The 24,978-nt window shown below is 67.1% G+C and carries 23 protein-coding genes; 10 read left to right on the top strand and 13 right to left on the bottom strand.

All coding sequences use genetic code 11. The features are described 5' to 3' along the window. Nucleotides 1-128: 128 nt before the first annotated feature. Complete coding sequence (locus ACIQCN_RS09815; protein WP_400606699.1) at nt 129-1,322, top strand: CynX/NimT family MFS transporter; 1,194 nt, start codon at nt 129-131, stop codon at nt 1,320-1,322. A 311-nt stretch (nt 1,323-1,633) separates the two neighbouring features. Here ACIQCN_RS09815 and aceB read toward each other — a convergent pair whose 3' ends face one another. Both aceB and aceA read right to left on the bottom strand, forming a co-directional pair. Then, entirely contained in the window at nt 1,634-3,286 is a 1,653-nt protein-coding gene (aceB, locus tag ACIQCN_RS09820) for a malate synthase A (RefSeq protein WP_400610668.1), read from the bottom strand. Between the two features lie 242 nt (nt 3,287-3,528). Beyond that, a complete protein-coding gene (gene aceA / locus ACIQCN_RS09825; protein ID WP_377216637.1) occupies nt 3,529-4,845 on the bottom strand; it encodes an isocitrate lyase in 1,317 nt (438 codons plus the stop codon). A 176-nt stretch (nt 4,846-5,021) separates the two neighbouring features. Here aceA and ACIQCN_RS09830 point away from each other — a divergent pair, with 176 nt between their 5' ends. Continuing rightward, nucleotides 5,022-6,509, top strand: a complete 1,488-nt coding sequence (locus tag ACIQCN_RS09830; RefSeq protein ID WP_400610670.1) for a helix-turn-helix domain-containing protein — start codon at nt 5,022-5,024, stop codon at nt 6,507-6,509. Nucleotides 6,510-6,682: 173 nt separating this feature from the next. Here the strand turns inward: ACIQCN_RS09830 and tgt are convergent, their stop codons facing one another. From tgt to ACIQCN_RS09855, 5 genes are all read right to left on the bottom strand, one after another. Further along, complete coding sequence (gene tgt, locus ACIQCN_RS09835) at nt 6,683-7,969, bottom strand: tRNA guanosine(34) transglycosylase Tgt (protein ID WP_400610672.1); 1,287 nt, start codon at nt 7,967-7,969, stop codon at nt 6,683-6,685. Nucleotides 7,970-7,997: 28 nt separating this feature from the next. Then, complete coding sequence (locus tag ACIQCN_RS09840) at nt 7,998-8,741, bottom strand: SRPBCC domain-containing protein (protein ID WP_400610674.1); 744 nt, start codon at nt 8,739-8,741, stop codon at nt 7,998-8,000. Nucleotides 8,742-8,789: 48 nt separating this feature from the next. Next, nucleotides 8,790-9,863: a DUF6707 family protein gene (locus tag ACIQCN_RS09845; protein WP_400610676.1), complete on the bottom strand. Its 1,074-nt coding sequence runs from the start codon at nt 9,861-9,863 to the stop codon at nt 8,790-8,792. Nucleotides 9,864-9,950: 87 nt separating this feature from the next. Next, a complete protein-coding gene (locus ACIQCN_RS09850; protein ID WP_400610678.1) occupies nt 9,951-10,490 on the bottom strand; it encodes an NUDIX hydrolase family protein in 540 nt (179 codons plus the stop codon). 9 nt (nt 10,491-10,499) lie between these two features. Continuing rightward, the gene (locus ACIQCN_RS09855; protein WP_400610680.1) at nt 10,500-11,225 is read right to left on the bottom strand and encodes a VOC family protein; all 726 of its coding nucleotides are present in this window, start codon (nt 11,223-11,225) and stop codon (nt 10,500-10,502) included. 83 nt (nt 11,226-11,308) lie between these two features. Here ACIQCN_RS09855 and ACIQCN_RS09860 point away from each other — a divergent pair, with 83 nt between their 5' ends. Continuing rightward, nucleotides 11,309-11,902: a YdeI family protein gene (locus ACIQCN_RS09860; RefSeq protein ID WP_400610682.1), complete on the top strand. Its 594-nt coding sequence runs from the start codon at nt 11,309-11,311 to the stop codon at nt 11,900-11,902. 34 nt (nt 11,903-11,936) lie between these two features. Here ACIQCN_RS09860 and ACIQCN_RS09865 read toward each other — a convergent pair whose 3' ends face one another. Next, complete coding sequence (locus ACIQCN_RS09865) at nt 11,937-13,256, bottom strand: glycoside hydrolase family 76 protein (protein WP_400610684.1); 1,320 nt, start codon at nt 13,254-13,256, stop codon at nt 11,937-11,939. 124 nt (nt 13,257-13,380) lie between these two features. Between ACIQCN_RS09865 and ACIQCN_RS09870 the strand changes: the two genes are divergently transcribed. Together ACIQCN_RS09870 and ACIQCN_RS09875 are read left to right on the top strand one after the other, a co-directional pair. Further along, a complete protein-coding gene (locus ACIQCN_RS09870; RefSeq protein ID WP_400610686.1) occupies nt 13,381-14,172 on the top strand; it encodes an SDR family NAD(P)-dependent oxidoreductase in 792 nt (263 codons plus the stop codon). Further along, the gene (locus ACIQCN_RS09875) at nt 14,169-15,374 is read left to right on the top strand and encodes an acyl-CoA dehydrogenase family protein (RefSeq protein ID WP_400610688.1); all 1,206 of its coding nucleotides are present in this window, start codon (nt 14,169-14,171) and stop codon (nt 15,372-15,374) included. Before ACIQCN_RS09870 ends, ACIQCN_RS09875 begins: the two co-directional genes overlap by 4 nt. A 22-nt stretch (nt 15,375-15,396) precedes the next feature. On the opposite strand, the gene ACIQCN_RS09880 is transcribed toward ACIQCN_RS09875, so the two are convergent. Beyond that, complete coding sequence (locus ACIQCN_RS09880; protein ID WP_400610690.1) at nt 15,397-16,233, bottom strand: DUF1684 domain-containing protein; 837 nt, start codon at nt 16,231-16,233, stop codon at nt 15,397-15,399. Continuing rightward, nucleotides 16,230-16,856: a TetR/AcrR family transcriptional regulator gene (locus ACIQCN_RS09885; protein ID WP_400610691.1), complete on the bottom strand. Its 627-nt coding sequence runs from the start codon at nt 16,854-16,856 to the stop codon at nt 16,230-16,232. Before ACIQCN_RS09885 ends, ACIQCN_RS09880 begins: the two co-directional genes overlap by 4 nt. 130 nt (nt 16,857-16,986) lie before the next feature. Between ACIQCN_RS09885 and ACIQCN_RS09890 the strand changes: the two genes are divergently transcribed. Together ACIQCN_RS09890 and ppc are read left to right on the top strand one after the other, a co-directional pair. Beyond that, on the top strand, nt 16,987-17,676 hold the full coding sequence (locus tag ACIQCN_RS09890) for an NADPH-dependent F420 reductase (protein ID WP_400610693.1): 690 nt from the start codon (nt 16,987-16,989) through the stop codon (nt 17,674-17,676). 160 nt (nt 17,677-17,836) lie between these two features. Next, nucleotides 17,837-20,659: a phosphoenolpyruvate carboxylase gene (gene ppc / locus ACIQCN_RS09895; RefSeq protein ID WP_400610695.1), complete on the top strand. Its 2,823-nt coding sequence runs from the start codon at nt 17,837-17,839 to the stop codon at nt 20,657-20,659. 193 nt (nt 20,660-20,852) lie between these two features. On the opposite strand, the gene ACIQCN_RS09900 is transcribed toward ppc, so the two are convergent. Then, a complete protein-coding gene (locus ACIQCN_RS09900; protein ID WP_400606732.1) occupies nt 20,853-21,296 on the bottom strand; it encodes a hypothetical protein in 444 nt (147 codons plus the stop codon). Between the two features lie 283 nt (nt 21,297-21,579). Between ACIQCN_RS09900 and ACIQCN_RS09905 the strand changes: the two genes are divergently transcribed. Continuing rightward, nucleotides 21,580-21,885 (top strand): hypothetical protein, encoded by a 306-nt coding sequence (locus ACIQCN_RS09905; protein WP_400606734.1) that lies wholly within the window; start codon nt 21,580-21,582, stop codon nt 21,883-21,885. Between the two features lie 19 nt (nt 21,886-21,904). Here ACIQCN_RS09905 and ACIQCN_RS09910 read toward each other — a convergent pair whose 3' ends face one another. Further along, a complete protein-coding gene (locus ACIQCN_RS09910; protein ID WP_400606737.1) occupies nt 21,905-22,516 on the bottom strand; it encodes a DedA family protein in 612 nt (203 codons plus the stop codon). Between the two features lie 12 nt (nt 22,517-22,528). After that, entirely contained in the window at nt 22,529-23,509 is a 981-nt protein-coding gene (locus ACIQCN_RS09915; RefSeq protein WP_400610770.1) for an RluA family pseudouridine synthase, read from the bottom strand. 105 nt (nt 23,510-23,614) lie between these two features. Between ACIQCN_RS09915 and ACIQCN_RS09920 the strand changes: the two genes are divergently transcribed. Together ACIQCN_RS09920 and ACIQCN_RS09925 are read left to right on the top strand one after the other, a co-directional pair. Next, nucleotides 23,615-24,238: a helix-turn-helix domain-containing protein gene (locus tag ACIQCN_RS09920; protein ID WP_400606740.1), complete on the top strand. Its 624-nt coding sequence runs from the start codon at nt 23,615-23,617 to the stop codon at nt 24,236-24,238. Next, nucleotides 24,231-24,923 carry an SRPBCC domain-containing protein gene (locus tag ACIQCN_RS09925; RefSeq protein WP_400610697.1) on the top strand — a complete coding sequence of 231 codons (693 nt, stop codon included), beginning with the start codon at nt 24,231-24,233 and terminating at the stop codon, nt 24,921-24,923. Before ACIQCN_RS09920 ends, ACIQCN_RS09925 begins: the two co-directional genes overlap by 8 nt. The last annotated feature ends 55 nt before the right edge of the window (nt 24,924-24,978 follow it).

A 24,978-nucleotide genomic window follows, 5' to 3' on the forward strand; every position in this document is an offset into this window, starting at 1 on the left:
CTTACAGGGCCTAAAACCGGTTCATGAGTCCTGTAACTGGACGAAAACTCCGGAGGCGGGGGAGGGAGGCAACGGCGTGCCGTGATAGCAATGGGGGTGATGAACATGCTGCACCTCCGGCCCCGCCCATGAGCGGCCGGCTCCTCGCCCGGGTCCCCAACAGCTGGGTCCTGCTGGCCTGCATCGGGCTGCTCGCGCTGAACCTGCGCGGTCCGTTCGTGGCCGTCGCGCCCGTGGTGGGGATGATGCAGGCGGACTTGGGGTTCTCGCCGGCGACGCTGGGTGTCCTTACCAGCATCCCCGTCCTTTGCTTTTCGCTCGCCGCGCCGCTTGCCTCCCTTGCGGCGCGCAGATTCGGCGCGGAGTTCGCCGTCACGCTGACCATCCTGGGTGTCCTGGCCGGAGTGCTCCTGCGCTCCGCCGGCGGCCCGGCAATGGTCATGCTTGGCACCGTGGTGATCGGCCTGGCCATCACCATCGGCAATATCGCGGTTCCCCTGATCATCCGGCGCGACTTCGCTCCCGCCCGCCAGGGAACCGCGATGGGCATCTACACGGCCGCACTGAATATCGGCTCGTTCCTTACCTCCATGACCACCGCTCCGCTCGCGGCCATCGCGGGCTGGCAGGTGGCCCTGGCATCGGTGGCGCTGCTTGCGGTTGCGGCGATCGTCTTTTGGACGCTCGCCGTAGGTGCGCGGCGGGCCTTCCTGATAGCGCCCGACGACGGTTCGGGCACCCGGCTGCCACCGGTCGCCGGGGCGCGGTGGACCACGGCGGGCCTGACGGCAGGCTTTGCGGGACAGGCATTCTCCTACTACGGGGTCACGGCCTGGCTGCCCACGTTCCTCTCGGATGAACTCGGCATGGCACCCTCGGCTGCCGGGGCGGGGTCGTCGCTGTTCCAGATCCTGGCCATCGCGGGCGGGCTGGGGGTGCCGCTGGTGGCACGGCTCGCGAGTACGACGACGGTTGCCGTCACCCTGGGCGCAATGTGGCTGACCGTCCCTCTGGGCCTGCTCCTGGCGCCGCAGTGGTGGTGGTTGTGGTCCTCCGTAGGCGGTGTGGCACAAGGCGGCGGCATCACGCTCATCTTCATCGCCATCATCAAGATCGCCCGCGATCAGGCCTCTGCCGGGCGGATGTCCGCGGTGGTGCAAGGCGTGGGCTACTCCATCGGTGCCGCAGCCCCGCCGGTTTTGGGCTACGTCCACGGGCTGACGGGCTCCTGGACGCTTCCGATGCTGCTGATCCTGGGGTCGGTGCTCACCTTCGTCGCCAGCACCACCCTGTCCGTGCGGCGGGTGCCCAAGGGCCGGTAAGCCGGGCCGCTGACCCAAGGGACGCCCAAGGGGACCAAAGACGCCAAACTGGACTGCCGCCGTCGTACGTTCCATCCCGCCCACCCACCCCCGGACGCTCTCTCACTTAACGCGGCTGAAACGCGAACGCTCTCTCACTTTCTCGTGGAAAGTGAGAGAGCGTTCCGGGTTTTTCCGCATTAAGTGAGAGAGCGTCCTGAAGGGTGGGCCATCTGGTGGGTCCGTCGCCGGTCCGGCCCCCGGATTTCGGGGTGCCTGTTGCGGAGGGCGTGCCGGCCCGGCGGACGGAAGTGGGTGCTGCAGCCTGCCGGTCAGGCCGCGGCGAGCTCCTCCAGTGTGGCCCTTTCACGGGCCTCGGTGAGGTAGCGGGCATAGGCGGGCAGGGTGAGGAAGGTCGGAAACTCCCGGGCCATGGTGACTTCCTCGAAGATGTCGCGGGCGTCTTCGAACCGGTCGCCGTCGAAGCGTTCCAGCCGCGCGAACTCCTCGTCCAGCAGCTCCTCCACCCAGTGGTGCGTGATGATTTCGCCCTGGTCCGTGATGGCTGAGGCGTACATCCACTGCCACAGCTGGGATCGTGAGATCTCGGCGGTGGCGGCGTCCTCCATGAGGTTGTGGATGGCAACGGCGCCGTTGCCGCGCAGCCAGGATTCGATGTAGCGGATGCCCACCTCGATGTTGTTCCGGATGCCCTGCTCGGTGATGGTGCCGGTGGTGGCGGCAACGTTGATGAGGGCCCGGTCGTCAGGGGTGACATCCTCGCGCAGCCGGTCCAGCTGGTTGCTCCGCCCGCCGAGCGCGGCGTCGAACACCTCGCGGGCAACCGGCACCAGGTCCGGGTGCGCCACCCAGGAGCCGTCAAAGCCGTCGCTGGCTTCGCGGGCCTTGTCGGCACGGACCTTCTCGAACGCGATGGCGTTGGCTTCGTGGTCCTTGCGGTTGGGGACAGCGGCCGCCATGCCGCCGATGGCCATGGCCCCGCGCTTGTGGCAGGCCCGGACCAGCTGCTCGGTGTAGGCGCGCATGAATGGCTGGGTCATGGTCACCTGGCCGCGGTCCGGCAGGACGAACCGGGGGCCGCGGGTACGGAAGTTCTTGATCAGGGAGAAGATGTAGTCCCAGCGGCCGGCGTTCAGGCCGGCGGCGTGGTCGCGCAGTTCGTAGAGGATCTCCTCCATTTCGAAGGCTGCGGTGATGGTCTCGATCAGCACCGTGGCGCGGATGGTCCCCTGCGGGATGCCCAGCAGGTCCTGGGCGATGATGAAGATGTCGTTCCACAGGCGTGCCTCGAGGTGGTTTTCGATCTTGGGCAGGTAGAAGTAGGGGCCCTTGCCCTGGGCGAGCAGGCGGCGGGCGTTGTGGAAGAAGTAGAGGCCGAAGTCCACGATGCCGCCGGCAACGGGGGCGCCGTCGATCAGCATGTGCTTTTCCGGCAAGTGCCAGCCGCGGGGCCGGACCACGATGGTGGGCAGTTCAGCGGACGGGCGCAGCCTGTACTCCTTGCCCTCCTCGGTGGTGAAGTCGATCCGGCGCTCCAGGGCATCCGTGAGGTTCAGCTGGCCCTTGATGACATTCCGCCACGTGGGCGTCAGGGAGTCCTCCATGTCCGCGAGCCAGACCTTGGCGCCGGAGTTCAGGGCGTTGACGGTCATCTTCTTGTCCACCGGGCCGGTGATTTCCACGCGGCGGTCCTCCAGCCCCGGGGCCGGGGGAGCGACGCGCCAGGACGGATCGTTGCGGATGTGCTCGGTCTCCCGGAGGAAGCGGGGGTCCGTGCCGGCAGCGATCCCGGCCCGCCGGGCCCGGCGCGCCTGCAGGAGCTCCTGCCGCCGCTCGGCAGTGGCCCGGTGAAGCTTCGCGACGAAGGCCAGTGCATCCGGAGTCAGCACCTCATCCTGCCGGCACACAGGCTGGGCGGTCAGGGTGATGCCATTGATGGTGAAAGAGTCGGTGAAGCTGTTCATTTCAAGTCTCCTTAAAGACGAAAAGGAAGTTCGACGGCGGGTGGCGGCTGGGTGGGCGAGGAACGCGCAAAGCCGAAGGAGCGGTGATGCGGCAGCCTGCGTAAAGGGGCCCTATGCCCGCCCCCGACCGAGTTCTACGAGGTCTTGGGGCGGGCATGGGGATAGCAGGCAGAGCATTGCCGCTCCGAAGGCGGGGGTGACCGGTCCGAAGGCCGGAGGCAAGCGCCGTCGAGGGTTGAAAGTTAGTGGAACTGGCCTTCTTCGGTGGATCCCACCAGGGCCAGGGTGGATGCGTTCGGGTTGAGCGCAGTGGCGATGTCATCGAAGTAACCGGTGCCGACTTCGCGCTGGTGCTTGGTTGCGGTGTAGCCGCGTGACTCGGAAGCGAATTCCTTTTCCTGCAGCTCGACGTAGGCGCTCATGCCTTCCCGGGCGTAACCGTGGGCGAGGTCGAACATCGAGTAGTTCAGGGCGTGGAAGCCGGCCAGGGTGATGAACTGGAAGGTGAAGCCCATGGCGCCGAGCTCACGCTGGAACTTGGCGATGGTGGCGTCGTCCAGGTGCTTCTTCCAGTTGAAGGACGGCGAGCAGTTGTAGGAAAGCATCTGGTCCGGGAACTCGGATTTGACGGCTTCGGCGAACTTGCGGGCGAGCTCCAGGTCCGGGGTGCCCGTTTCCATCCAGATGAGGTCGGAGTAGGGGGCGTAAGCCTTGGCGCGGGCGATGCAGGGTTCGATGCCGTTGCGGACCTTGTAGAAACCCTCGGCCGTTCGTTCGCCGGTGATGAACTCGCGGTCGCGCTCGTCGACGTCGGAGGTGATGAGGGTTGCTGCCTCGGCGTCGGTACGGGCGATGATGACCGACGGCGTCCCGGCGACGTCAGCGGCCAGGCGGGCTGCATTGAGGGTACGGACGTGCTGCTGGGTGGGGATCAGTACCTTGCCGCCGAGGTGTCCGCACTTCTTCTCGGAAGCGAGCTGGTCTTCCCAGTGCACGCCGGAGGCGCCTGCCTGGATCATGGACTTCATCAGCTCGTAGGCGTTCAGCGGGCCGCCGAAACCGGCCTCGGCGTCAGCGACGATCGGGACCAGCCAGTCTTCAACGGTCTGGACGCCTTCGGAGTACTCGATCTGGTCTGCGCGAAGCAGGGCGTTGTTGATCCGCCGGACAACCGTGGGAACAGAGTTCGCCGGGTACAGGGACTGGTCCGGGTAGGTGTGGCCGGAGTTGTTGGCGTCCGCGGCAACCTGCCAGCCGGAGAGGTAGATGGCGCGCAGGCCCGCCTTGACCTGCTGGACTGCCTGGTTGCCGGTCAGGGCGCCGAGGGCGTTGGTGTACTTTCCGGTGGCGTGCTCTTCGGTGAGCTGCTTCCAGAGCTTCTCGGACCCCCGGCGGGCCAGGGTGTGTTCCTCGGAGACGCGGCCGCGGAGGCGGACGACGTCCGAGGCTGAGTAGTCACGGGTCACACCTTCCCAGCGGGGGTTGGCGGCCCACTCGAGCTCCAAGGCGGCGGCCTGTTCTTCGGGCGTCTGCTGGGTGGGCTCAAATGCTGCAGTCATCCTTGATCTCCTTGATTGAGCTCCGGAGTCGGTGGGTGGGAACCGCGTCATTGGGGTTCCCGCCGGCTTATCCGGTGCGGTGTTTCTTTCCGTGGAAACTACTTTTCTGCACTTTCAGGCCCCTTTCTAGACTAAAAGTCTGGAAAGAAACGCACTTCTTCGCGTATTCTTCAGAAATGTCGCCTTCAAGCTGGAACCGGGAAGTTTTACAGCCGTCGTCCGTCCCCGCCACCCCGGAACTGGACGTCATCTCGCTGGGCCGCCGCGTTCGCCACCTGCGCAAGCAGGCCGGGCTCACCCTCGATGGCCTGAGCGCCGCCGTCGGCACCGCGCCCAGCCAGCTGAGCCTGATTGAGAACGGCAAGCGCGAACCCAAACTGGGCCTCCTCCAGCAGCTCGCGGGCGCGCTCAATGTGGGCATAGACCAGTTGCTCGGGGCCGAGCCGCCCAGCCGCCGGGCGGCCCTGGAAATCGAACTGGAACGGTACCAGCGTGGACCGTTGTACGAGTCGTTGAACCTGCCGAAAATCCGCGTCAGCTCGCGGCTTCCGCTGGATGTGCTGGAAGCGCAGGTGGGCCTGCTCCACGAACTCGAACGGAAGATGAACGAGCAGGTGGCCACCCCGGAGGAGGCCCGCCGCGCCAACGGCGAACTCCGGGCCATGATGCGTGAGCGGGGCAACTACTTTCCGGAGTACGAGGCCGAGGCGCAAAAGGTTCTCAAGGAGGTTGGATACACCACCGGCCCGCTCAGCCAGCACGTCATCGCGGACATCGCAGCGCACCTCGGATTCAGCCTCCACCACGTGGGCGACCTGCCGCACTCCACCCGCTCAGTGACCGATTTGAAGAACCGCAGAATTTACCTGACTCAGAGCCAGCGGCAGGACCACGACCCCCGCTCGGTGCTGCTCCAGGCCCTGGGCCATTACGTCCTGGGCCATGAAACGCCCAAGAACTACGGCGACTTCCTGGCCCAGCGCGTGGCCACCAACTACTTCGCTGCCGCTCTGCTCCTGCCCGAGCAGGCCACGGTGGAATTTTTGCAAAAGGCCAAGGCGGCCAAGGAAATCGCCGTCGAGGACATCCGGGACGCGTTCGCCGTGTCCTACGAGACCGCGGCCCACCGGTTCACCAACCTGGCCACAAAGCATCTGGGCATCACCACGCACTTCCAGAAGACGCACCAGAGCGGCATCATCTACAAGGCCTATGAGAACGACGGCGTGAACTTCCCGCAGGACCACACCGGGGCCATCGAGGGGCAACCGTCGTGCAAGGCATGGACGTCGCGGGCCGTGTTCGACGTACCGGACAAGTTCAGCGCCTACAGCCAGTACACGGATACTCCTTCCGGAACCTATTGGTGCACTGCCCGCACCGAGCGCTCCGCCACCGGACAGTTTTCGCTGAGCATAGGGGTGCCTTACCAGCACGTTAAGTGGTTCCGCGGACGGGAGACGACGGCGCGCGCCACCTCCAATTGCCCGGACCCCACCTGCTGCAAGCGGCCGCCGGAGGCCCTGACGTCCGAGTGGGCCGGCAACGCCTGGCCGTCGGCGCGGGCGCACTCGCACCTCCTGGCCGCGATGCCGCCGGGCGCTTTCCCGGGTGTGGACGAAACCGAGGTGTACACGTTCCTTCAGGCACACTCCGGGATCTGACCCCAGGACGCTCTCTCACTTAATGCGGGTTGTTTTAGGACGCTCTCTCACCTCGTTGCGGAAGGTGAGAGAGCGTGCGGGTTTTTCCTGCGGTAAGTGAGAGAGCGTGCGGGTTTTTCCTGCGGTAAGTGAGAGAGCGTCCGGGGGGGCAGTGCCGCAGGTCGCAGGGAAACCTACCTGTAGTACCGCCCCAGCGTCTCGGCTTTGAAGTCGAAGAAGGTGCCGGACTCGATGGCCAGCCGGGCGTCATCCACCATCTTCACCACGAAGCGCTCGTTGTGAATCGAGATCAGGGTGGCGGACAGCATCTCCTTGGCTTTGAACAGGTGGTGGATGTACGCCCGGGAGTAATGGGTACACGCATAGCAGTCGCAGCCCTCCTGGAGTGGCCCGAAGTCGCGCTTGTACTTGGCCCCTGACAGGTTGAACCGCCCGTTCGGGGTGTAGAAGGCCGAGTTGCGGGCCACGCGGGTGGGGGAGACGCAGTCGAAGGTGTCGGCACCGTTTTCGATGGCGGTGAAGATGTCGTCCGGCTCGGAGATGCCCAGCAGGTGGCGCGGCTTGTCCTCGGGCAACTCCTCATTGCACCAGCGGACAATCGTGCCGAGGTTCTCCTTCTCCAGGGCGCCGCCGATCCCGAACCCGTCGAACGGCATGGCGCCAAGGTCCCGGCAGGCCTTCCGGCGCAGGTCCTCGTACTGCGCGCCCTGGATGACGCCGAACAGCGCCTGGTATGGCTTGCCGGCGCGCTCAGCGGTCAGTCGGAAGTGCTCATTGATGCACCGCTCAGCCCACAGCCGGGTCCGTTCCAGGGACTCCTCCTGGTAGCCTCGCGAGTTCTGCAGCGTGGTGAGCTCATCGAACGCGAACATGATATCCGCGCCGATCTTGTGCTGGACCTGCATGGAGATTTCGGGGGAAAAGCGGTGCCGGTCCCCGTTCAGGTGGGATTTGAACCAGACCCCGTCGTCGTCGATATGGGCCAGCCGTTCCTTGCCGGGCGCCACGGCGTCGTCGGGCCCGGAGGCGTCCACGGACTTCATGTCGATGACCTTCTTGAACCCCGAGCCGAGGCTCATCACCTGGAACCCGCCCGAATCAGTGAAGGTGGGGCCTGGCCAGTTCATGAACGCGCCCAGGCCGCCGGCTTCGTCCAGGATTTCGGCGCCGGGCTGCAGGTACAGGTGGTAGGCGTTGGCAAGTACAGCCTGCGCCCCGAGGTCCGCTACCGCTTCGGGCAGCACCGCCTTGACCGTGGCTTTGGTTCCGACGGCGATGAACGCCGGCGTCTGGATCTCGCCGTGCGGGGTGGTGATGGTGCCGGTGCGGCCCAGGAATTCGCCGCCGTTGCGTTCGATCCGGGCGGACGACGGCGGGCACGATTCAGCCAGGCGGGTACCCACCTCAAACGAAAACTGTGACTGGACAGCAGGGACGGACGGGGCGGGGTTGGCTGGCACCGTACCAGTGTGCCAGCAAAATCGGCAGTCAGCTCACGGGCCCGGAGGACGGGTAGTTCTCGGCACGCCATGAGTCCCATGAAGACCGGATGGAGTCCAGCCTGGCTGCGCCCAGGTCGTACGTGGACGCCACCACAATGGATCCGTTGTCGGGCTGCACGTCCTTGATCTCCGGATGATCAGCCACGATCAGCAGCCCTTCGCCGTGCCCGGCATAGTCGTGCACGGTAAGCCCCACCTGGTGGCCGGTCCGGAACCATACCTTGCCGGAAATCTCCTCACCCGTGCCCAAGGTGAGCCGATAGTCCTCGCCGGGAGCCGGGAGATCCGTCAGGCCAAGCTTCTGGATGGCCCCGGTACCGGAACCGGACCCGGAATCCCCGCCGGGCAGCTGCAGCGTCAACGTGTGGCGTTTGCCGTGCGGATGCCGTTCCAGCGCGAACCGCAGCTGCTGCAGGAACATGAGCCAGCCCTGCGTGATGTCCTCGTCCCAGGCAGCCCATTCGGAGTTGTGGTCCAGCGCCCCGCGGGTCACGCTGACCCGGGTGCCGCCAGGAGCGGGGTGCAGCTCGAACGTATCCCCGCCGTGGACGGTCAGGCTGGTATGGTCCGCGGATTCCTCCACGTCGCCGGAAAAGTAGATCTCCCTGATCTCGGCATCCAGGTTTTCGGCCTGCCAGCCGTGCCATTGGGCTACTTTTGACGGTTCACGCAGCATGGTCCAGACCTGCGGCGCGTCAGCGTTGATCAGTACGCTCAGATTGTTCGTCATAGCCCCGAATGTACAACTCCCGCCGGGCCGCGGGTAGGGGCGATTTGCTCAGGCGCGGACCGCGTCCAGCTCGTTGCCGATCCGGCGTTCCAGCTCCGAAGCTCCGATGGTCTCCGATCCGCCGTGCGCCCGCAGGAACAGCAGCGATTCGAGCCGCAGCAGCCGCCACTCGCGCTCGGCATCGTGGTTGGAGTTGTCGATGGAGCGGAAGATTTCCTTGTCGTACAGGTTTGGCTCGTTCAGCGACCGCTGCCGCACCTTGGCCGCCATCCGTGCCTTGAACGGGTCAGTTTCCTGGTTTTCCGGCGTGCGCAGCAGCTTCTCATACACCGCGGCGCGCTCGTCCTGCCCCTCCTGGCGGCAGATGTAGCTGGCCAGCGCCAGCGCGGCCTCCACCGAGGACCACCGCCCGGGGTTCCCGTCGTACGGCAGCACGGTGATCAGGTCCGCAACCGACAGGGCCGACTCGGGATCCTTGAGCGTGATGAACAGTTCGTGCGCCAGGTCGCTGAGGTCCTTTAGGCAGCTTCCCGACTTCACGTTCACGCCCTTGGCCAGCCGGTCCGCCAGCAGCAGGACGCCCTCGGAATCCGGGTGCGCCTCGGCAGCGGCCTCCACCACGGATTCGGGCGTGCCCTGCGGCACCGGGATCAGCGCCAGGTCCTCCTCGCTCGGTCCGGGCAGTGCCGGCGGCGCCGGGGGCAGCGGGGGTACGACGACGGCGGGAGCCTCCGCGCCGGGGGCCGCCGTGGCGCCGGACTGCTCGAGCCCGGGCCCCGCCGGGGTGTCCGCGCCGGCTTCCCCGGCGTCCGTCTCCGCGGAGCCCCGGGTTCCGGCCGGTTCCCCGGCCACTGCGCCGGCCGTGCCGGCGAACGGAAGCCGCGTGACGACGTCGTTATCCCGCTCCAGCACCGTTACGGCGGTGCCAACGGCGATGCGCAGGGTGCCGCCGCCGGCCAGGCTGGCGAGCACGAGTGCGGGCGCGCCAAAGTCATCGGGTTCCAGGTCGACGCGGTGGATTTCCGCCGTCCGTTCACCGTCCGGCAGGACGATGGTGCTGCCGGCGGCCAGGGCCCCTGCCTGCTGTTCACTGCGGCGCCTGGCGGCTGGTGATTCGGTCATGGGAGTCCTTACGTTCTCTTGCGGTCCGCCCTACAGTCTACAAAGACGGCGGCCCGGACGTGGGGACGCGCGGCTCCGCCCGGTGGCCTAGAAACCCACGCCGGCGAACGCCAGGGCCTGCCGGATCAGCCCACCACGGCCACCGCTGAATTCCATTTGAACGCCGGGGCTGAGGACTTCCTCCGGGGTCATCCATGTCAGTTCCAGCGCGTCCTGCCGGGGTTCACATTCGCCGGTGACGGGGATGATGTAGGCCAGGGACACGGCGTGTTGCCGGTCGTCCGTGAAGCCGGTTTGCGAGGGTGCGGGGAAGTATTCGGCCACCGTAAACGGCACCGGGCTGATGGGCAACTGCGGAAACGCCAGCGGGCCCAGGTCCTTTTCCATGTGGCGGAGCAGTGCGGCGCGGATCGTTTCGCGATAGATCACACGGCCTGACACCAGGGACCGGACCATGGTCCCGTCCTCGTCCGCCTGCAGCAGCGTGCCCACCTCGTTGACGAACCCGAGCGGATCAAGCCTGACCGGGACAGCCTCCACATAGACCATGGGCAGCCGGCCGCGCGCCTCAAAAAGGTCCTCTTCGGAGAGCCAGCCGGGATTCGGGTCAGGGGTGCGCAGGTTCATGGTTAAGTTCTACCGCATGGGGTGGCGCAGCGAGATCCATACCGACTCCGGCGCATGTGCCGCGGCTCCGGCATCGGGGCTGGCCACGTGAAGGGTGCTGCCGAACGCCTCCTCGGTGACGGTGGGACTGAACCCCGCGGTGACGAGCCGTTCCCGCAGGTGTTCCAGGCAGCCGTCGTACTCGAAGCCGAAGCCGCCGCGGGGATGGCCGGACGCCGGGCGGACCAGGAGGACGCCGCCGTTCTTGGCGGTGAAGTCTGCGGTTTCGTCGTTGTCCGGGACCGGGCGCGGGCGGGCGCCGATATGCAGCAGGGTGGCGGCTGCCGTGCTTGGATCCGGCGTGAACCAGACGCCGACGACGGCGAGCGCCGGGTCGGTGCCGTCCAGCGGGACGGTGCGGGGTGCTTTTTCCGCCGTGAAACTCAAGCCGTCCGGCGCGGTAATCCGGCACGAGTCACCGTCCGCCTGTGCGATGTCTGTCCGCGTGGTGCCCGCCTGGGCGGCGAGGTTGGTGCGGCGGGCAAACTCTGCCGGGTCGCCCACCTCCACGGAGAATGCGGTGGTGCCGTCCTCGGCGGACCCGGCCGCGACCTGCCGCAGCACCAGCCTGCCGGAGCCGGCGGTGAAGACCCGGCGGCCGCCGTCGTCCTCTCCGCCGGTCATCCCGAGTGCGGTCAGGAGCCGTTCCCAGCTCCGGGCGCTGGAGGTGGAATGAATGGGTCGGACACGCAGCATGGGGTACTCCTCGAATCCGGAACAGCGAAGATACCGCCATCATGCCACCTCCCGAAGTCTCCGGCACCGTGCAAAATAGGGCCATGGCCATTGAACTTGAGGAGCTGCTGGTGGCAGATGCCGCTGCGTGGCGGGCCTGGCTGGAAACGAATCACCGGGACAGTCCGGGCGTGTGGCTGGTTCTCCATAAGAAGGGCGGGAACGTCACCCGGCTGGATTACGATGCGGCGCTGGACGAGGCGCTGTGCTTTGGATGGATTGACGGCCAGGTCAGGAAGCGCGATGCCGGGAGCTACCTCCAGCGGATGACGCGCCGCGCCCCCAAGAGCCCGTGGTCAGCCAGGAACGTGGGGCGCGCGGGACGGCTCGAAGCCGCCGGCCGGATGGACGACGCGGGCCGCGCCGCCGTCGAAAGTGCGCAGGCTGACGGGCGGTGGGAGGCGGCGTATGCCGGGCAGGCGGCGGCGGTAGTCCCGGACGACCTCGCCGCAGCGATCGCCGCCGTTCCGGAAGCGCAGGCGATGTTCGATGTCCTGACATCGGTGAATCGGTTCGCGCTGATCTACCGGACGGACTCGGTGAAGCAGGCGGCAACGCGGGAACGCAGGATTGCCGCTTTTGTAGAGATGCTGGCGCGCGGGGAGACGCCGTACCCGCAGAAGAGGAAGCCCGCCTGAGTACCCGGTCCTGCGAACACGGCGCCCGGCCCGGTCAGGCCGCGGCGGCTGCATCCCATCGGTCTGCGATGGCCGCGGCCGCCTCTAGCGCCATCCATGCCTGCAGCTGGGTGGAAAGTTCGACGGCGGCCCCGGGCGGATACGTTTCCCCCGCCCGCCGTGCGGCGTGCAGGGAGAAGATCGAAGCGTTGCGGCCTGCGGGTGACAGGCCCGCCGACTCCTCCGGGGCCAGCGGGCGCCGGCCCGCCCAAAAAGCCTCGGCGGTGTCCAGCACCAGGCGGGCGGCCGTTTCCCGCGTAGCCTCGGGCAGCTTCTGCTCTGTAGCGGCCAGTGCCAGGTAGCGGCAGAGGATCCCGGTGAACAGACCGCCGTCGCCGTTTCCATCACAGCGCAGGATCCTGCGGGGCTCAGGGGACTCAGCGGACTCCGGGGACTCAGCGGACTCGGGGGAGCCAGGCGCTGCAGGGGTGGCTACGGTCAGGTGCCGGTCAACCGCAGCCACCACGGCAGCCACGCGGGCCAGGTTTTCCTCGCCGCCAAGCTCAAGGAGTGCCCCCAGCACCGGCCCCTGGTTGTACGTGTACACGGTGCGTTCCAGGACCACTTCGTCGGCGGGGTTCAGCCGGACGCCGTCCAGGTAGAGGCCGCGATCGGCGTCGAAGAGCGTCGCGTCCAGCCAGTCCAGCAGCGCCTGGGCCTTGGCCTGCCGGCCGGTCCGGGCGTAGAAGAGTGCAATGGGCGCAGTGGCGGGCGTGTTTTTGAAGTCCCGCGCCTTGCTCCAGAAGACGCCGCCGCCCAGGTCCGTGGTGGCGGCGGAATCGAACTGCAGCGCCAGCGACTTCCGCACCGCTGCGTTGCGCCGGCGGCCCGGCCTGCGGGTTTCCCCGGCCAGCCGGTCCAGCCGTTCGGTGGCAAGGGCCAGCCAGGCCATGTCGTCGTAGTAGTTGTTGACGAAGGTGAAGGCGTTGCGGAGCCGGATGCCGGTCACCAGCCGCGAGGCAAGCCGCCCGGCGCTGGGCCGGTCCGGACCGTTGAACCGGGCCGCAGGCGTGGCGCCGCCGCCGAGTTCCCGCCGGCCGGTGTCCACCAGGCAGTCCACGTAATGAGCCTGCCACCAGTAGTGCCACGGCTGGAACAGCGCCCGGATGGCATTTCCCTGGATGAGCCCCTCCAGCCACCCCGCGGCCCGCCCGGACCCCGAGCGTCCTGACGGGGAGCGCCCGGACCAGGAAACGGCGCCCAGGTGCGTTCCCGGAAGCAGCAGCAGCTTCCTGCCGAAAAGCGCGGTGACGGAGCGGGCGGCATGGTTGGCGCGGTCATGCCACTGCGGGCGGGCTGCATCCGGAAGCGTCATGCGTTCCACCCTAGCCAAGCCCGCCGAAGGGCCAAAAGGGTGCAGCCACGGCGCATTTCAGTTAACATTCACTAACTAACTTTCCTGTCCGCCCGGCGGCCGGGGACCGCATCAAGGAGGATGTATGGACGTTGCAGGCAGCGTTGCGCTGATTACCGGAGGCGCCTCGGGGCTGGGTGCCGCCACGGCCCGGAGGATGTTCGACGACGGCGCCTCCGTGGTGCTCGTGGACCTCCCGTCGTCGGCCGGGGAGGCTTTTGCCGCGGAACTGAACGCTGCCGGGGATGGCCGGCGCGCCGTCTTTGTCCCCGCGGACGTGACCAACGAGGCGCAGGTGCAGGCCGCCGTCGACACCGCCATGGGCCTGGGCCCGCTCCGCGTGGTGGTGAACTGCGCCGGCATCGCCACGCCGGGGAAAGTGCTGGGGCGCGACGGCGTGCTGCCGCTGGACTCCTTCAGCCGCGTGGTCCAGGTGAACCTGATCGGGACGTTCAACGTGCTGCGGCTGGCCGCGGCGGCGATGGTCACCACCGAACCTGCCGCCACCGAACTCGGCGGTCCGGAACGCGGCGTCATCATCAACACGGCCTCCGTGGCGGCGTTTGACGGGCAGATCGGGCAGCCCGCGTACGCGGCCTCCAAGGGTGCCGTAGCCGCGATGACGCTGCCCATCGCCCGCGAACTGGCGCGCTCGCTGGTCCGCGTTGTCACCATCGCGCCGGGCATTTTCGAGACCCCAATGATGGCCGGGCTGCCGCAGGAGGCGCAGGATTCCCTGGGGGCGCAGGTGCCGCACCCGTCGCGGCTGGGCCGGCCCGCCGAGTACGCCAGCCTGGTGGCGCACATTGTGGACAACGCCATGCTCAACGGCGAAACCATCCGCCTCGACGGCGCCATCCGGATGGGACCCAAGTGAGTCCCGCGGCCACGGCGGTCCTGCCGGAAGCGGACTTCTTCGCCTACGAGTCCCTGCTCAGCCAGGGCGAACGGGACAAGCTCGCCGAGCTGCGCGCCTTCCTCGCAGTTGAAATCGCGCCGTATGCGGGGGATTGGTGGAACAAGGCCGAATTTCCCGCGCATATCCTGCCCAAGCTCGCCGCCCTGGAGCTGAGCACGCCGGCCCAGCGCGGGTACAGCAACCTCTTCGCCGGTCTGGTCATTGCGGAGATGACCCGCGTGGACACGTCGATCGCCACGTTTTTCATGGTCCACCATGACCTCTTCGTCGAGTCCCTCTACGCGTTCGGCACCCCGGACCAGCGCCGGCGGCTCCTCTCGGACGCGGCAAACCTGCGGATCACGGGCGCCTTCGCGCTGACCGAACCCGACCACGGCTCGGACGTGGCCGGCGGCATGGAGACCCGCGCCCGCCGCATTTCTTCCATCACGGGAAAGCCCGACGACGGCGGGGATGCCTGGGTGCTCAACGGTGCCAAGCGATGGATCGGCAACGGGACATTCTGCGACTACATGCTGGTGTGGGCGAAGGACGAGGCGGACGGCGCCGTCCGCGGATTCATCGTGGACGCGACCCTGCCCGGCGTGACCCGGAGCCGGATTGAAAACAAGATCGCCCTGCGGACGGTACAGAACGCCGACATCGCGTTCCAGGACGTCCGGGTGGCGGAAGCAGACCGGTTCGCAGCCATCAGCAGCTTCGAGGACACCAACGAACTCCTGCGCGGCTCCCGGATCATGGTGGCCTGGCAGGCGGTGGGCCAACAGCTCGCCGCCTTCGACGTTGCCCGCCAATATGCCGTGGAGCGCCATCAGTTCGGCCGCCCGCTCGCCAAATTCCAGCTCATCCAGCAGCAGCTGGTGACCATGCTGGGCAACGCCGTGGCCAGCATGGGGATGATGGCCGGGCTGGCCCGGCTGCAGGACGAAGGCGCCGCGGACATGGCGCAGGTTGCCCTGGCCAAGTCCTTCATCAGCGCCCGCATGCGCGAAACCGTGGCGCTCGGCCGGTCCATCCTCGGCGGCAATGGAATCGTCACCGACTACCGCATGGCCAAGATTTTCGCCGACGCCGAGGCCATCTACACCTACGAGGGCTCGTACGAGATCAACAGCCTGATCGTGGGGCGGTCCGTCACGGGAATGTCCGCGATCGTCTAGGCGGCCCGGGGGAGGGGTGGCTTCATTCCTCCGGGAACGGCCGCTTCTCCCCGGCCTCCACGCGCGCGTCCAGGCTGTTGTTCCGCACCGGCATCGGGCACGTGCCGTAAGGCGTGAAGGCGCTTGGGTAGTTGATGGCCCGGTTGAAGTCCAGGACCACGCTGAACGTCCCGTCCGGATTGGGGCGGGGCCGTGGCATGGACAGCTTGCGCCAGTCGTCGGTCGTGTCGCCGTTGGTCTCGTCGTGGAAGGTCACGGTGAGGGCACCCAGCTTTTCCTCTTCCGCCTGCAGCCGGAATTCATGGCTGCCGCCGGGCAACCGGAACAGAACTTCGCCCACCGTCCGGTGCACGCCGTCAACCAGCGGATTGGCGGTGCCTATAGGCACGGCCACCGGTTCAGGGTAGGGCTCGAAGCGGCCAGTGACCTCCCAGGCCGGGTCGTACGGGAAAGTGGGAACGCCGGCGAACGCGGTCAGCACCGGCGAGGCGGAATCCCTGGTCCGAAGGGCGTACCGGCCACCGCGCATGGCCAGCTCCACCATCACCCGGTCCCCGTTCGGCCCTCCGAACCGGACCCACATCAGCGATTCCCCGTCGGCAAGCGCCGCCGTGACGGTTCCGTCCACCGGCCCGCCTGTCTCCACCAGCGAAAGCCCGTCGGCTGGCACTGCGGTAAGCGCCGCCGTCGTGCCGTCCGTGGACCAGAGCCCCGGGACGCCCTCGACGGCGGCAGGAGAGTCCGCGAGCCAGGCGAACGAGGTGAGGCTGAGCCAGCCGTCGCGGGCTGCGAGGGCGTTGTTGCGGTTGGCGCGGAAACGCTGCCAGCGCTCGAATCCGGCGTCCGGGGCCCCGGTCATGGTTCCTCCCGGGAAGTGCGGACGGGGGCTCTTCCTATGGCGGCGGCCACCAGCTCAGCCGCGGCTGAGCGGGCGGCGTCTGCCGCGGCGGGGTCCGCGTCCAGCGCGCCGCCGGCCAGGCCGCCGTCGAGCAGCAGCGAAAGGCTGCGGGCCAGATGGGCCGGATCGCCGGCTCCAGCCTGGTCCGCCAGGGTCTCCAGCCAATGTAGGATCTGCTGTTTGTGGGCCACGGTCCGCTGGTGCACCCTGGTTCCGGCGGCGGACTCGGCGGCCGCGTTGATAAAGGCGCAGCCACGGTACCCGTCGCGGCGGCAGGCGGTGCCGAGGGCGTCAAAGAGTCCCACCAGCTGGCCCGCGGGCTCCGGTCCGGCGGCTTCCGCGGCAGCCTTCAACTGCCCGGTCCAGACGGCGTCCACTTTCTCCAGGTAGGCGAGGATCAGGTCATCCTTGGCCGGGAAGTATTTGTAGAACGTGGCTTTGGCCACCCCGGATTCGGCGATGATCGTATCGATTCCCGCGGCCCGCAGTCCGTGGGCATAGAAGAGCCGAAAAGCGGTGGTAAGGATTTTTTCCCTTGCCTGCCCGGCGGGTGTCCTGGTGCCCGGGGCCGGTGTCGGCGTCATGAGTCCATCGTACACAGACCGGTCTGTCTTGGGCGTGTTCCTTGCAGTAGACAGGTCTGTCTGATAGCGTCACGGCGAGCAGGGCAGACAAGTCTGTCTGCCGAGGCAATGAACGGAAAGAGGGCGGGACATGAAGATTGCGGTTTTTGGAACCGGCATGGTGGGAACGGCCGTAGCCGGGGCACTCGCGGCCAACGGCCATGACGTCACGGTGGGAACGCGGGACCCCGAGGCCACGCTGGCCCGGACCGCAGCGGGACCCATGGGCGGCACACCCTTCGCCGAGTGGCATGCGGAACACCGGGAGATTCCGGTGGCCGGCTACGCCGAAGCGGCAGAGGGCAGCGACCTCATCGTTAATGCGACCAACGGCAGCGGTTCCCTGGCCGCCCTGGAGGCCGCGGGAGCGCGCAACCTGGCCGGCAGGATCGTCGTCGACATCGCCAACCCGCTCGACTTCTCGGCGGGATTCCCGCCGTCGCTGAACCCGGTCAACACGGACAGTCTGGGTGAACAGCTCCAGCGCGCCTTCCCTGACGCGCGCGTGGTGAAGACGCTCAACACCATGAACGCCGCCATCATGGTGGACCCTGGAAGCGTCGCCGGAGGTGACCATTCCGTGTTCCTCTCGGGAAATGACGATGACGCCAAGGGCTTGGTGCGCGGTCTCCTGGGCGAGTTCGGCCACCGGGACATCATCGACCTGGGTGACATCACCACCGCCCGCGGCACCGAAATGGTGCTTCCCCTGTGGCTTCGGCTGTGGGGTGCGCTGGGCCACGCCGACTTCAATTTCAAGGTGGCGCGCGCGGCCGGTTAGGCGAGGACGGTTGACGCACGTTACCGGGGCCGATGACATTATCTGAGATGGATTCCCACGCGGCGCCGGCCTGCGGGTAGCATCTTTAGCTAGTAACGCGGCTCACAGTATCCAGCGCAGTGTACGAGCCAAGTCCCGAACCCTCGAAAGATTAGTTTCCATGGCTCACACTGCAATGAATTCCGAATCCGATCTCGCTTCCGAGCTCCGGGCTGACGTCCGGCGGGTTTCCACGCTGCTCGGCGAATCCCTGGTCCGGCAGCACGGCCCCGAGCTCCTGGACCTGGTGGAGCAGGTGCGGCTCCTCACCAAGGAGTCCAAGGAAGCGGCGCGTGGGGGTGCGGACGCCACGGGCCCGTGGAGCGCGCACGACGTCGTTGCCCAGGTCCGCGAGCTCCTCGGTTCCCTGCCGATCGAGCAGGCGACCGACCTGGTGCGCGCTTTTGCCTTCTACTTCCACCTCGCCAACGCTGCCGAGCAGGTCCACCGGGTGCGCGGGCTGCGCACCCGCGCCGAAAAGGACGGCTGGCTTGCCAAGGCCGTGGCGGACATCGCGGACAAGGCCGGCGCCGGAGTGCTCCAGGAAGTGGTGGACGGGCTGGACGTCCGCCCCATCTTCACCGCCCACCCTACCGAGGCGTCCCGACGCTCGGTGCTGGACAAGATCCGCAAGCTCTCGGATGTTCTGGCGCAGCCCACGGCCGAGGGAACCACGGCCCGCCGCCGCCAGGACCGTCAGCTGGCCGAGATCATCGACCAAATGTGGCAGACGGACGAACTCCGGCAGGTCCGCCCCACGCCCGTGGACGAGGCCCGCAACGCCATCTACTACCTCAGCGGCATCCTCACCGACACCATGCCGGAGATCCTGACGGACTTCTCCGGGCTCCTGGGCGAACACGGCGTCAGCCTGCCCTCCCATGACGCGCCCATCCGGTTCGGGTCCTGGATCGGCGGGGACCGCGACGGCAACCCGAATGTCACCGCGGCGGTCACCCGGGAAATCCTGCAGATCCAAAACCAGAACGCGGTGCGGATCAGCATCGGCATGATCGATGAACTGATCTCCATCCTGTCCAACTCCACGGCCCTGGCCGGCGCAGACCAGCAGCTCCTGGACTCGATCGAGGAGGACCTGAAGAAGCTGCCGGGCCTGGACAAGCGCGTTCTTGAGCTCAACGCGCAGGAGCCCTACCGGCTGAAGCTCACCTGTATCAAAGCCAAGCTGATCAACACCGGCAAACGGGTGGCTGCAGACTCCAACCACCAGCACGGCCGGGACTACAGCGGCACGGACGAGCTCCTGGCCGATCTCGACCTGCTGGAACTGTCCCTCCGCAACCACTCGGCCACCCTCGCGGCGGACGGTGCCCTGGCCCGCGCCCGCCGCGCCATCGCCTCCTTCGGCCTGCACCTGGCCACGCTGGACATCCGCGAACACGCGGACCACCACCACGACGCCGTTGGGCAGCTGATGGACCGCCTCGGCGGCCCCGGCCTGCGCTACGCCGAGCTGAGCCGGGAGGAGCGTTTCGAGGTGCTCGGCTCCGAGCTCGCCTCCCGCCGTCCCCTCTCCGGCCACCCGATCAAGCTCGACGGCGCCGCCGACGGCACGTACGACGTCTTCCGCGAGATCCGCCGCGCCCTGCGCGCCTACGGCCCCGATGTCATAGAGACCTACATCATCTCGATGACCCGCGGTGCGGACGACGTCCTGGCCGCAGCCGTCCTGGCGCGCGAGGCAGGCCTGGTCAATTTGTTCGGTGAGAAGCCGTACGCCAAGATCGGCTTCGCGCCGCTGCTGGAAACCGTTGAGGAACTGCGCGCTTCCGCCGAAATCATCGACCAGCTGCTGTCCGACCCGTCCTACCGCGACCTCGTCCGGCTGCGCGGGGACATCCAGGAAATCATGCTGGGGTACTCGGATTCCAACAAGGAGTCCGGCGTGATGACCAGCCAGTGGGAGATCCACAAGACTCAGCGTAAGCTGCGGGACGTGGCCGCCAAGCATGGCGTGCGGGTTCGCCTCTTCCACGGCCGCGGCGGTTCCGTGGGCCGCGGCGGCGGCCCCACGTACGACGCCATCATGGCCCAGCCCAACGGCGTCCTTGAGGGCGAAATCAAGTTCACCGAACAGGGCGAGGTCATCTCGGACAAGTACTCCCTGCCGGAGCTGGCCCGCGAAAACCTGGAACTTTCCTTGGCCGCAGTCCTGCAGGGGTCTGCCCTGCACCGGGACCCGCGCACCTCGGAGGACCAGCGCGAACGCTACGGGCACGTCATGGAGGTCATCTCCGATGCCGCGTTCGACCGCTACCGCCAGCTGATCGACCACCCGGACCTGCCTGCCTACTTCCTGGCGTCCACCCCTGTTGAGCAGCTGGGTTCGCTGAACATCGGCTCACGGCCATCCAAGCGACCCGACTCCGGTGCCGGGCTGGGCGGGCTGCGGGCCATTCCGTGGGTCTTCGGCTGGACTCAGTCCCGGCAGATCGTGCCGGGCTGGTTCGGTGTGGGGTCGGGGCTCAAGGCCGCACGCGAGGCCGGGAACTCCGGGCAACTGGCCGAGATGATGGAGAACTGGCACTTCTTCCGCTCGGTGCTCTCCAATGTGGAGATGACCCTGGCCAAGACGGACATGGACATCGCCGGTTACTACGTGGCCACCCTGGTCCCGGAAGAACTGCACCACCTCTTCCGCACCATCCGCGAGGAGTACGAGCTCACGGTCAGCGAGATCCAGAAGCTCACCGGCGAAAACCTGCTCCTGGACGCGCAGCCCACCCTCAAGCGTTCCCTCGAAATCCGCGACCAGTACCTGGACCCGATCAGCTACCTGCAGGTTGAACTGCTCCGCCGCGTCCGGGCGAATGATGCCGAAGCCGCGGGAACCGTCAGCACCGGCGAGATTGATGAGCGCCTGCAGCGGGCCATGCTGATCACCGTGAACGGGGTGGCAGCCGGCCTGCGCAACACCGGCTAACCCGACGCTCTCTCACTTAACGTCGCTCTTCCTGTGACGCTCTCTCACCTAATGCCGGTTTTACCCAAACCCTCTCTCACCCCTCGGCGCTATCGCCCGGGAGGTGAGAGAGGGTTTGGGGATTTTGGGCAACAAATGAGAGAGCGTCTTGGCGCAGCCTCTCGGCTAAGCACCCGGGGCCCGGCTTAGGCTGCTAAGGGCAAGCGACGTTCCAATTAAAAGTCGCCAGGACTCCGTCAGGATTCCCCTGCCACAGGTAAGCATGGAGGTCGTAGTGAATAGGCATGCCGGGAGCATGTCCTGGCATGGGACCATCGAACGCCGTCCCGAACATACTTGGCCGGTCATTGTCGGTAGCCAGGTCCTGGTCCGCATCCACCTTGAACCATTCCGCAGCGACCAGCCGGAGTTCTCCTGCCTCGTCAACCGCATACGTGAAGGCATCCGGCACCAACGGGTTCAACTGGCCGAACTGCTGGAAATTAACGTAGTGGTAACCCATACCTGGAACACAGTCACCTACGGGTACGTAGCCTGCTGCAATGGCGACGTTGACATCGTGGTACTGGGCGGTAGCCTGCCGAACCTGTGCAAGGTCCTTCTGGCCTGCGGCTGACGCGCCGCTGATGGTGAGCATTGATACCAGCAGACCTGCAGATAATGCAGCCAACAGGCGAATTAGCGTCCGTCTCATGTTCGTTCTTCTTTCTTGAAAGTGGGTAGAAACGATGAGACCGCGGCCATATTCTAGACCCGTGCTCCCGGTAAAACCATGCCCTGTGCACTTATTTGAGAGAGCGTTTGGGAACCTAGTGCATTAAGTGGGAGAGCGTTTGGGAGTTAAGGGCATTAGGTGAGAGAGGGTTGGGGGATCTTGGGTATTAAGTGGGAGAGGGTTTGGGCGGGCTAGGGTGGAGGGCATGCCTTCGTTCCAAGCCCGCCTGAAGATCACCGGCTTGCGGCCCGGCAATCCGCCCGAGGCCGTCATGGACGCCGCCGTCGAAGCGCTCGGAACCCGCCATCACGTTGAAGCCCACCAGCTCCAGATCGCCGGAGGCGTGCCGCAGCTGAACCTGCGGTTCCTCGTGGAGGCGACCGGGTACAGCGGTGAGAACCGCCAGGCGGTGGAGTCGGGCGCCATGATGCGCGACGCCGTCGAACGTGTTGCCTTGACCGGCTCGCTCACCGTGCTCCGCCGCAGCCGGGGCCGCTGGCTGCCGGTGTGAGGTCAGGCGCAGTGTGAGGTCAGGCGGGCGGTTCATCCACGGGGGAACGGTTGCCGCGCCGCCTGGTCGCGATGACTCCGACCGCCGCGCCCACCACGAGCCCCAGCGCGACGCCGATGAGCGAACTCGCCCAAAACGGCAGCCCGGTGGCCGATCCCGTGAAGTAGCCGAGTCCCACCAGCCAGCAGGCCCACAGCACTGCTCCAAGCCCGGCGCAGAGGCTGAAACCGCGAACTGAAACGCTGGCGATACCGGCCGCCGCCGAGGTGGCCAGCCGGCCGCCGGGGATGAACCGCGCCCCGATGATGGTGCCGTAGGTGGACGTGCGGCCGGCTTTCGCGATGGCTTCGCGGATGCCGCGGTGGACCCGGCGGCCCCAGCGCCAGCGGTCCAGGACATGGCTGAGGCGGCGGCGGAAGAGCTGGAACACCACCATGTCGCCGACCCAGGATGCCAGCGCGGCAAGCAGGAGCACCAGGAAAACGTTGGCCCGGCCATCCGCGGAGAGCGCGCCGCCGGTGATGACCACCATCTCGGACGGGACTGGCGGGAAAATGGCATCACCGAGCACAACGGGGATGATCCAGAAATAGATCGCCGCGCCCCAGCTGTCCGCGCTGCCGAAGTCCATGCGGACAAGCTATCAGGCGCCGGCCCGGGCTGCTTCGCTCAGTTCCAGCCGGCTCCGGTACTCCACGGGCCGGCCCGAGATCGGGTCCACGAAACGGATGCCGCGCGCCAAGAGCTGGAGCGGTTTGGAGTAGTCGTCCGGGGCCTTGTCCAGCAGGTCCGGGTAGAACGCGTCGTTCACGATGCCCAGCCCCAGCGATGCCATATGCACCCGGAGTTGGTGGGTTTTGCCGGTGTGCGGCTCCAGCCGGTACCTGGCGAGGCGGGCTGCGACGCCCGCGGGGGAACCGGCGGGTGAAGTGTCCGCCGGGGCGCCGGCGTCGAACGTTTCAAGCTGCTCGATCCTGGTCTCCGCATTGGGCTCGCCGTCCACCACCTCGGCCAGGAGGTAGCTGCGGGACTTGGTCATGCGGTTGCGGACTACCACTGGAAAGTCGACGGCGGGGTACCCGGGCGCGGGTATGGCGGCGGACACGCACTCGTATTCCTTCTGCACCTGCCGCTTCTCGAAGAGCACCTGGTACTTGCCGCGCGTCCTCGGGTTGGTGGAGAAGAGAAGGACGCCGGCGGTCATCCGGTCCAGCCGGTGCATGGGGATAAGATCCGGCAGATCAAGCTGGTTCCGCAGCCGCACCAGCGCCGACTCCTGGATGTACGTACCGCCGGGTGTGGTGGGAAGGAAGTGCGGCTTGTCCGCGACGAGGAGGTGGTCGTCCTGGTGCAGGATGTGGATCTCCACGGGAATCCGGGTTTCCGGCGGCAGCGTGCGGTAGTACCAGATGAAGGTGTGGTCCTGGAGCCTGGTGGTCCGGTCCAGCGGGACGCCGCCCTCGCCAACAATCTCGCCGGCATCGAACCGGTCCTCGATGCCTCGCGGATCGATGTGCCCCCACCGGTGCATCATGTAGTCCATGGCGGTGTCCCACGGCCCGTCCTCCGGAAGGCGCAGGCGTGTGGCGTTGACGCCGTCGCGCACGGGAAGGGGGGACTGCATCACCGGCCCAGTCTACCGGGCGGGAGTCTGGTGGGCTTCAGGGTGACCCGGCCGATCATAAAAAAGTTATTGACAATAAAAGTTGTCGGTCGGCATGCTTAAGCCATGTTGGACATCGCAGTGATCGAAGACCCCGCCGCCGCGGAGGTCTCGCTGGACCCCATCCGGACCAGGATCCTGCACGAACTGGGCGAGCCGGGCTCGGCCACGCAGCTCGCGGTAAGGACCGGACTGCCCCGGCAGAAGGTCAACTACCACCTCAGAGCCCTGGAACGGCATGGCCTGGTGGAGCTGGTGGAAGAGCGGCGCAAGGGCAACGTCACGGAGCGGGTGCTGCAGGCGACTGCTGCGTCATACCTGATCTCGCCCCAGGCGCTGGCCGAGGTCTCGCCGGACCCGCACCGCTTTTCGGACCGCTTCTCCGCCTTCTGGCTGCTGGCACTCGCCGGGCGGATGGTGCAGGAAGTAGGCAAGCTGATCGCCGGAGCGGCCGCAGCCAGGCAGAAGCTGGCGACATTCGCGATCGACGGCGAAATCACCTTCCGCACGGCCGCCGACCGGGCCGCCTTCGCCGAGGAGCTTGGCGTGGCGGTCACGCAGCTGGTGGACAAGTACCACGCCGGCGGACCCAACACACCCAAAGGGAGGCGGCACCGGCTGGTGGTCGCGCTGCACCCCGCGCTCAAGTCAACCGACCACGAAACAGGCAAGGAACAGGACAATGACTGACAACCGCGGCTTCGAGATCGTCCAGGACACCGAAGTTCCCGCCACCCCGGAACGGGTGTGGGAGGCTGTAACCAACGGAACCCCGGCCTGGATGTTCCCCACCGATCAGTGGCCGGACGTGAAGACAGTCCAGGAGCATCCCACCCATCTGGTCTCCCGGATGGAGGGCCCGGACGGCTGGTTCAACCAGTTGGAGCACGTGCTCGAGCCGCTTGACGGCGGCCGAGCCCGCCTGCACTACGTCCATAGCGGCATCTTCGCGGACAACTGGGATGAACAGTACGACGGCGCCTCCCGCCACACCGCGTTCTACCTCCACACGCTGGGGCAGTACCTGGCGCATTTCGACGGCCGGCCCGTGGTTTTCACGGACATCCAGGCTCCCGCCGCGTCCCAGGCGCCGGACGGTTTCGAGCGGCTCCGCGGGGCGCTGGGCCTTGGGTCGGCGCAGCAGGGCTCAACGGTGGAGGTGGAGGTGGACGGCGTGGGCCGGCTTTCGGCGGAGGTGGACTTCTCCAACGAGCACTTTCTGGGCCTCCGCACCAAGGGCGCCATGTACCGCTTCTTCGGACGCAACGCGTGGGGCGCCCCGGTGGGAATGACCGTGCACGACTTCAGCGGTTCCGGTGACCCGGACACCACGGCCAAGGCATGGGGCCGGTTCCTGGAGCAGGTCTACGCTTAATCTCCGCAGCGGAGCCGGGACGAAGCCGCGGAGGCCGGGACGATTCCGTGGCAAG

The organism is Pseudarthrobacter sp. NPDC092424 (genome assembly GCF_044754925.1).
Classification (GTDB): domain Bacteria; phylum Actinomycetota; class Actinomycetes; order Actinomycetales; family Micrococcaceae; genus Arthrobacter.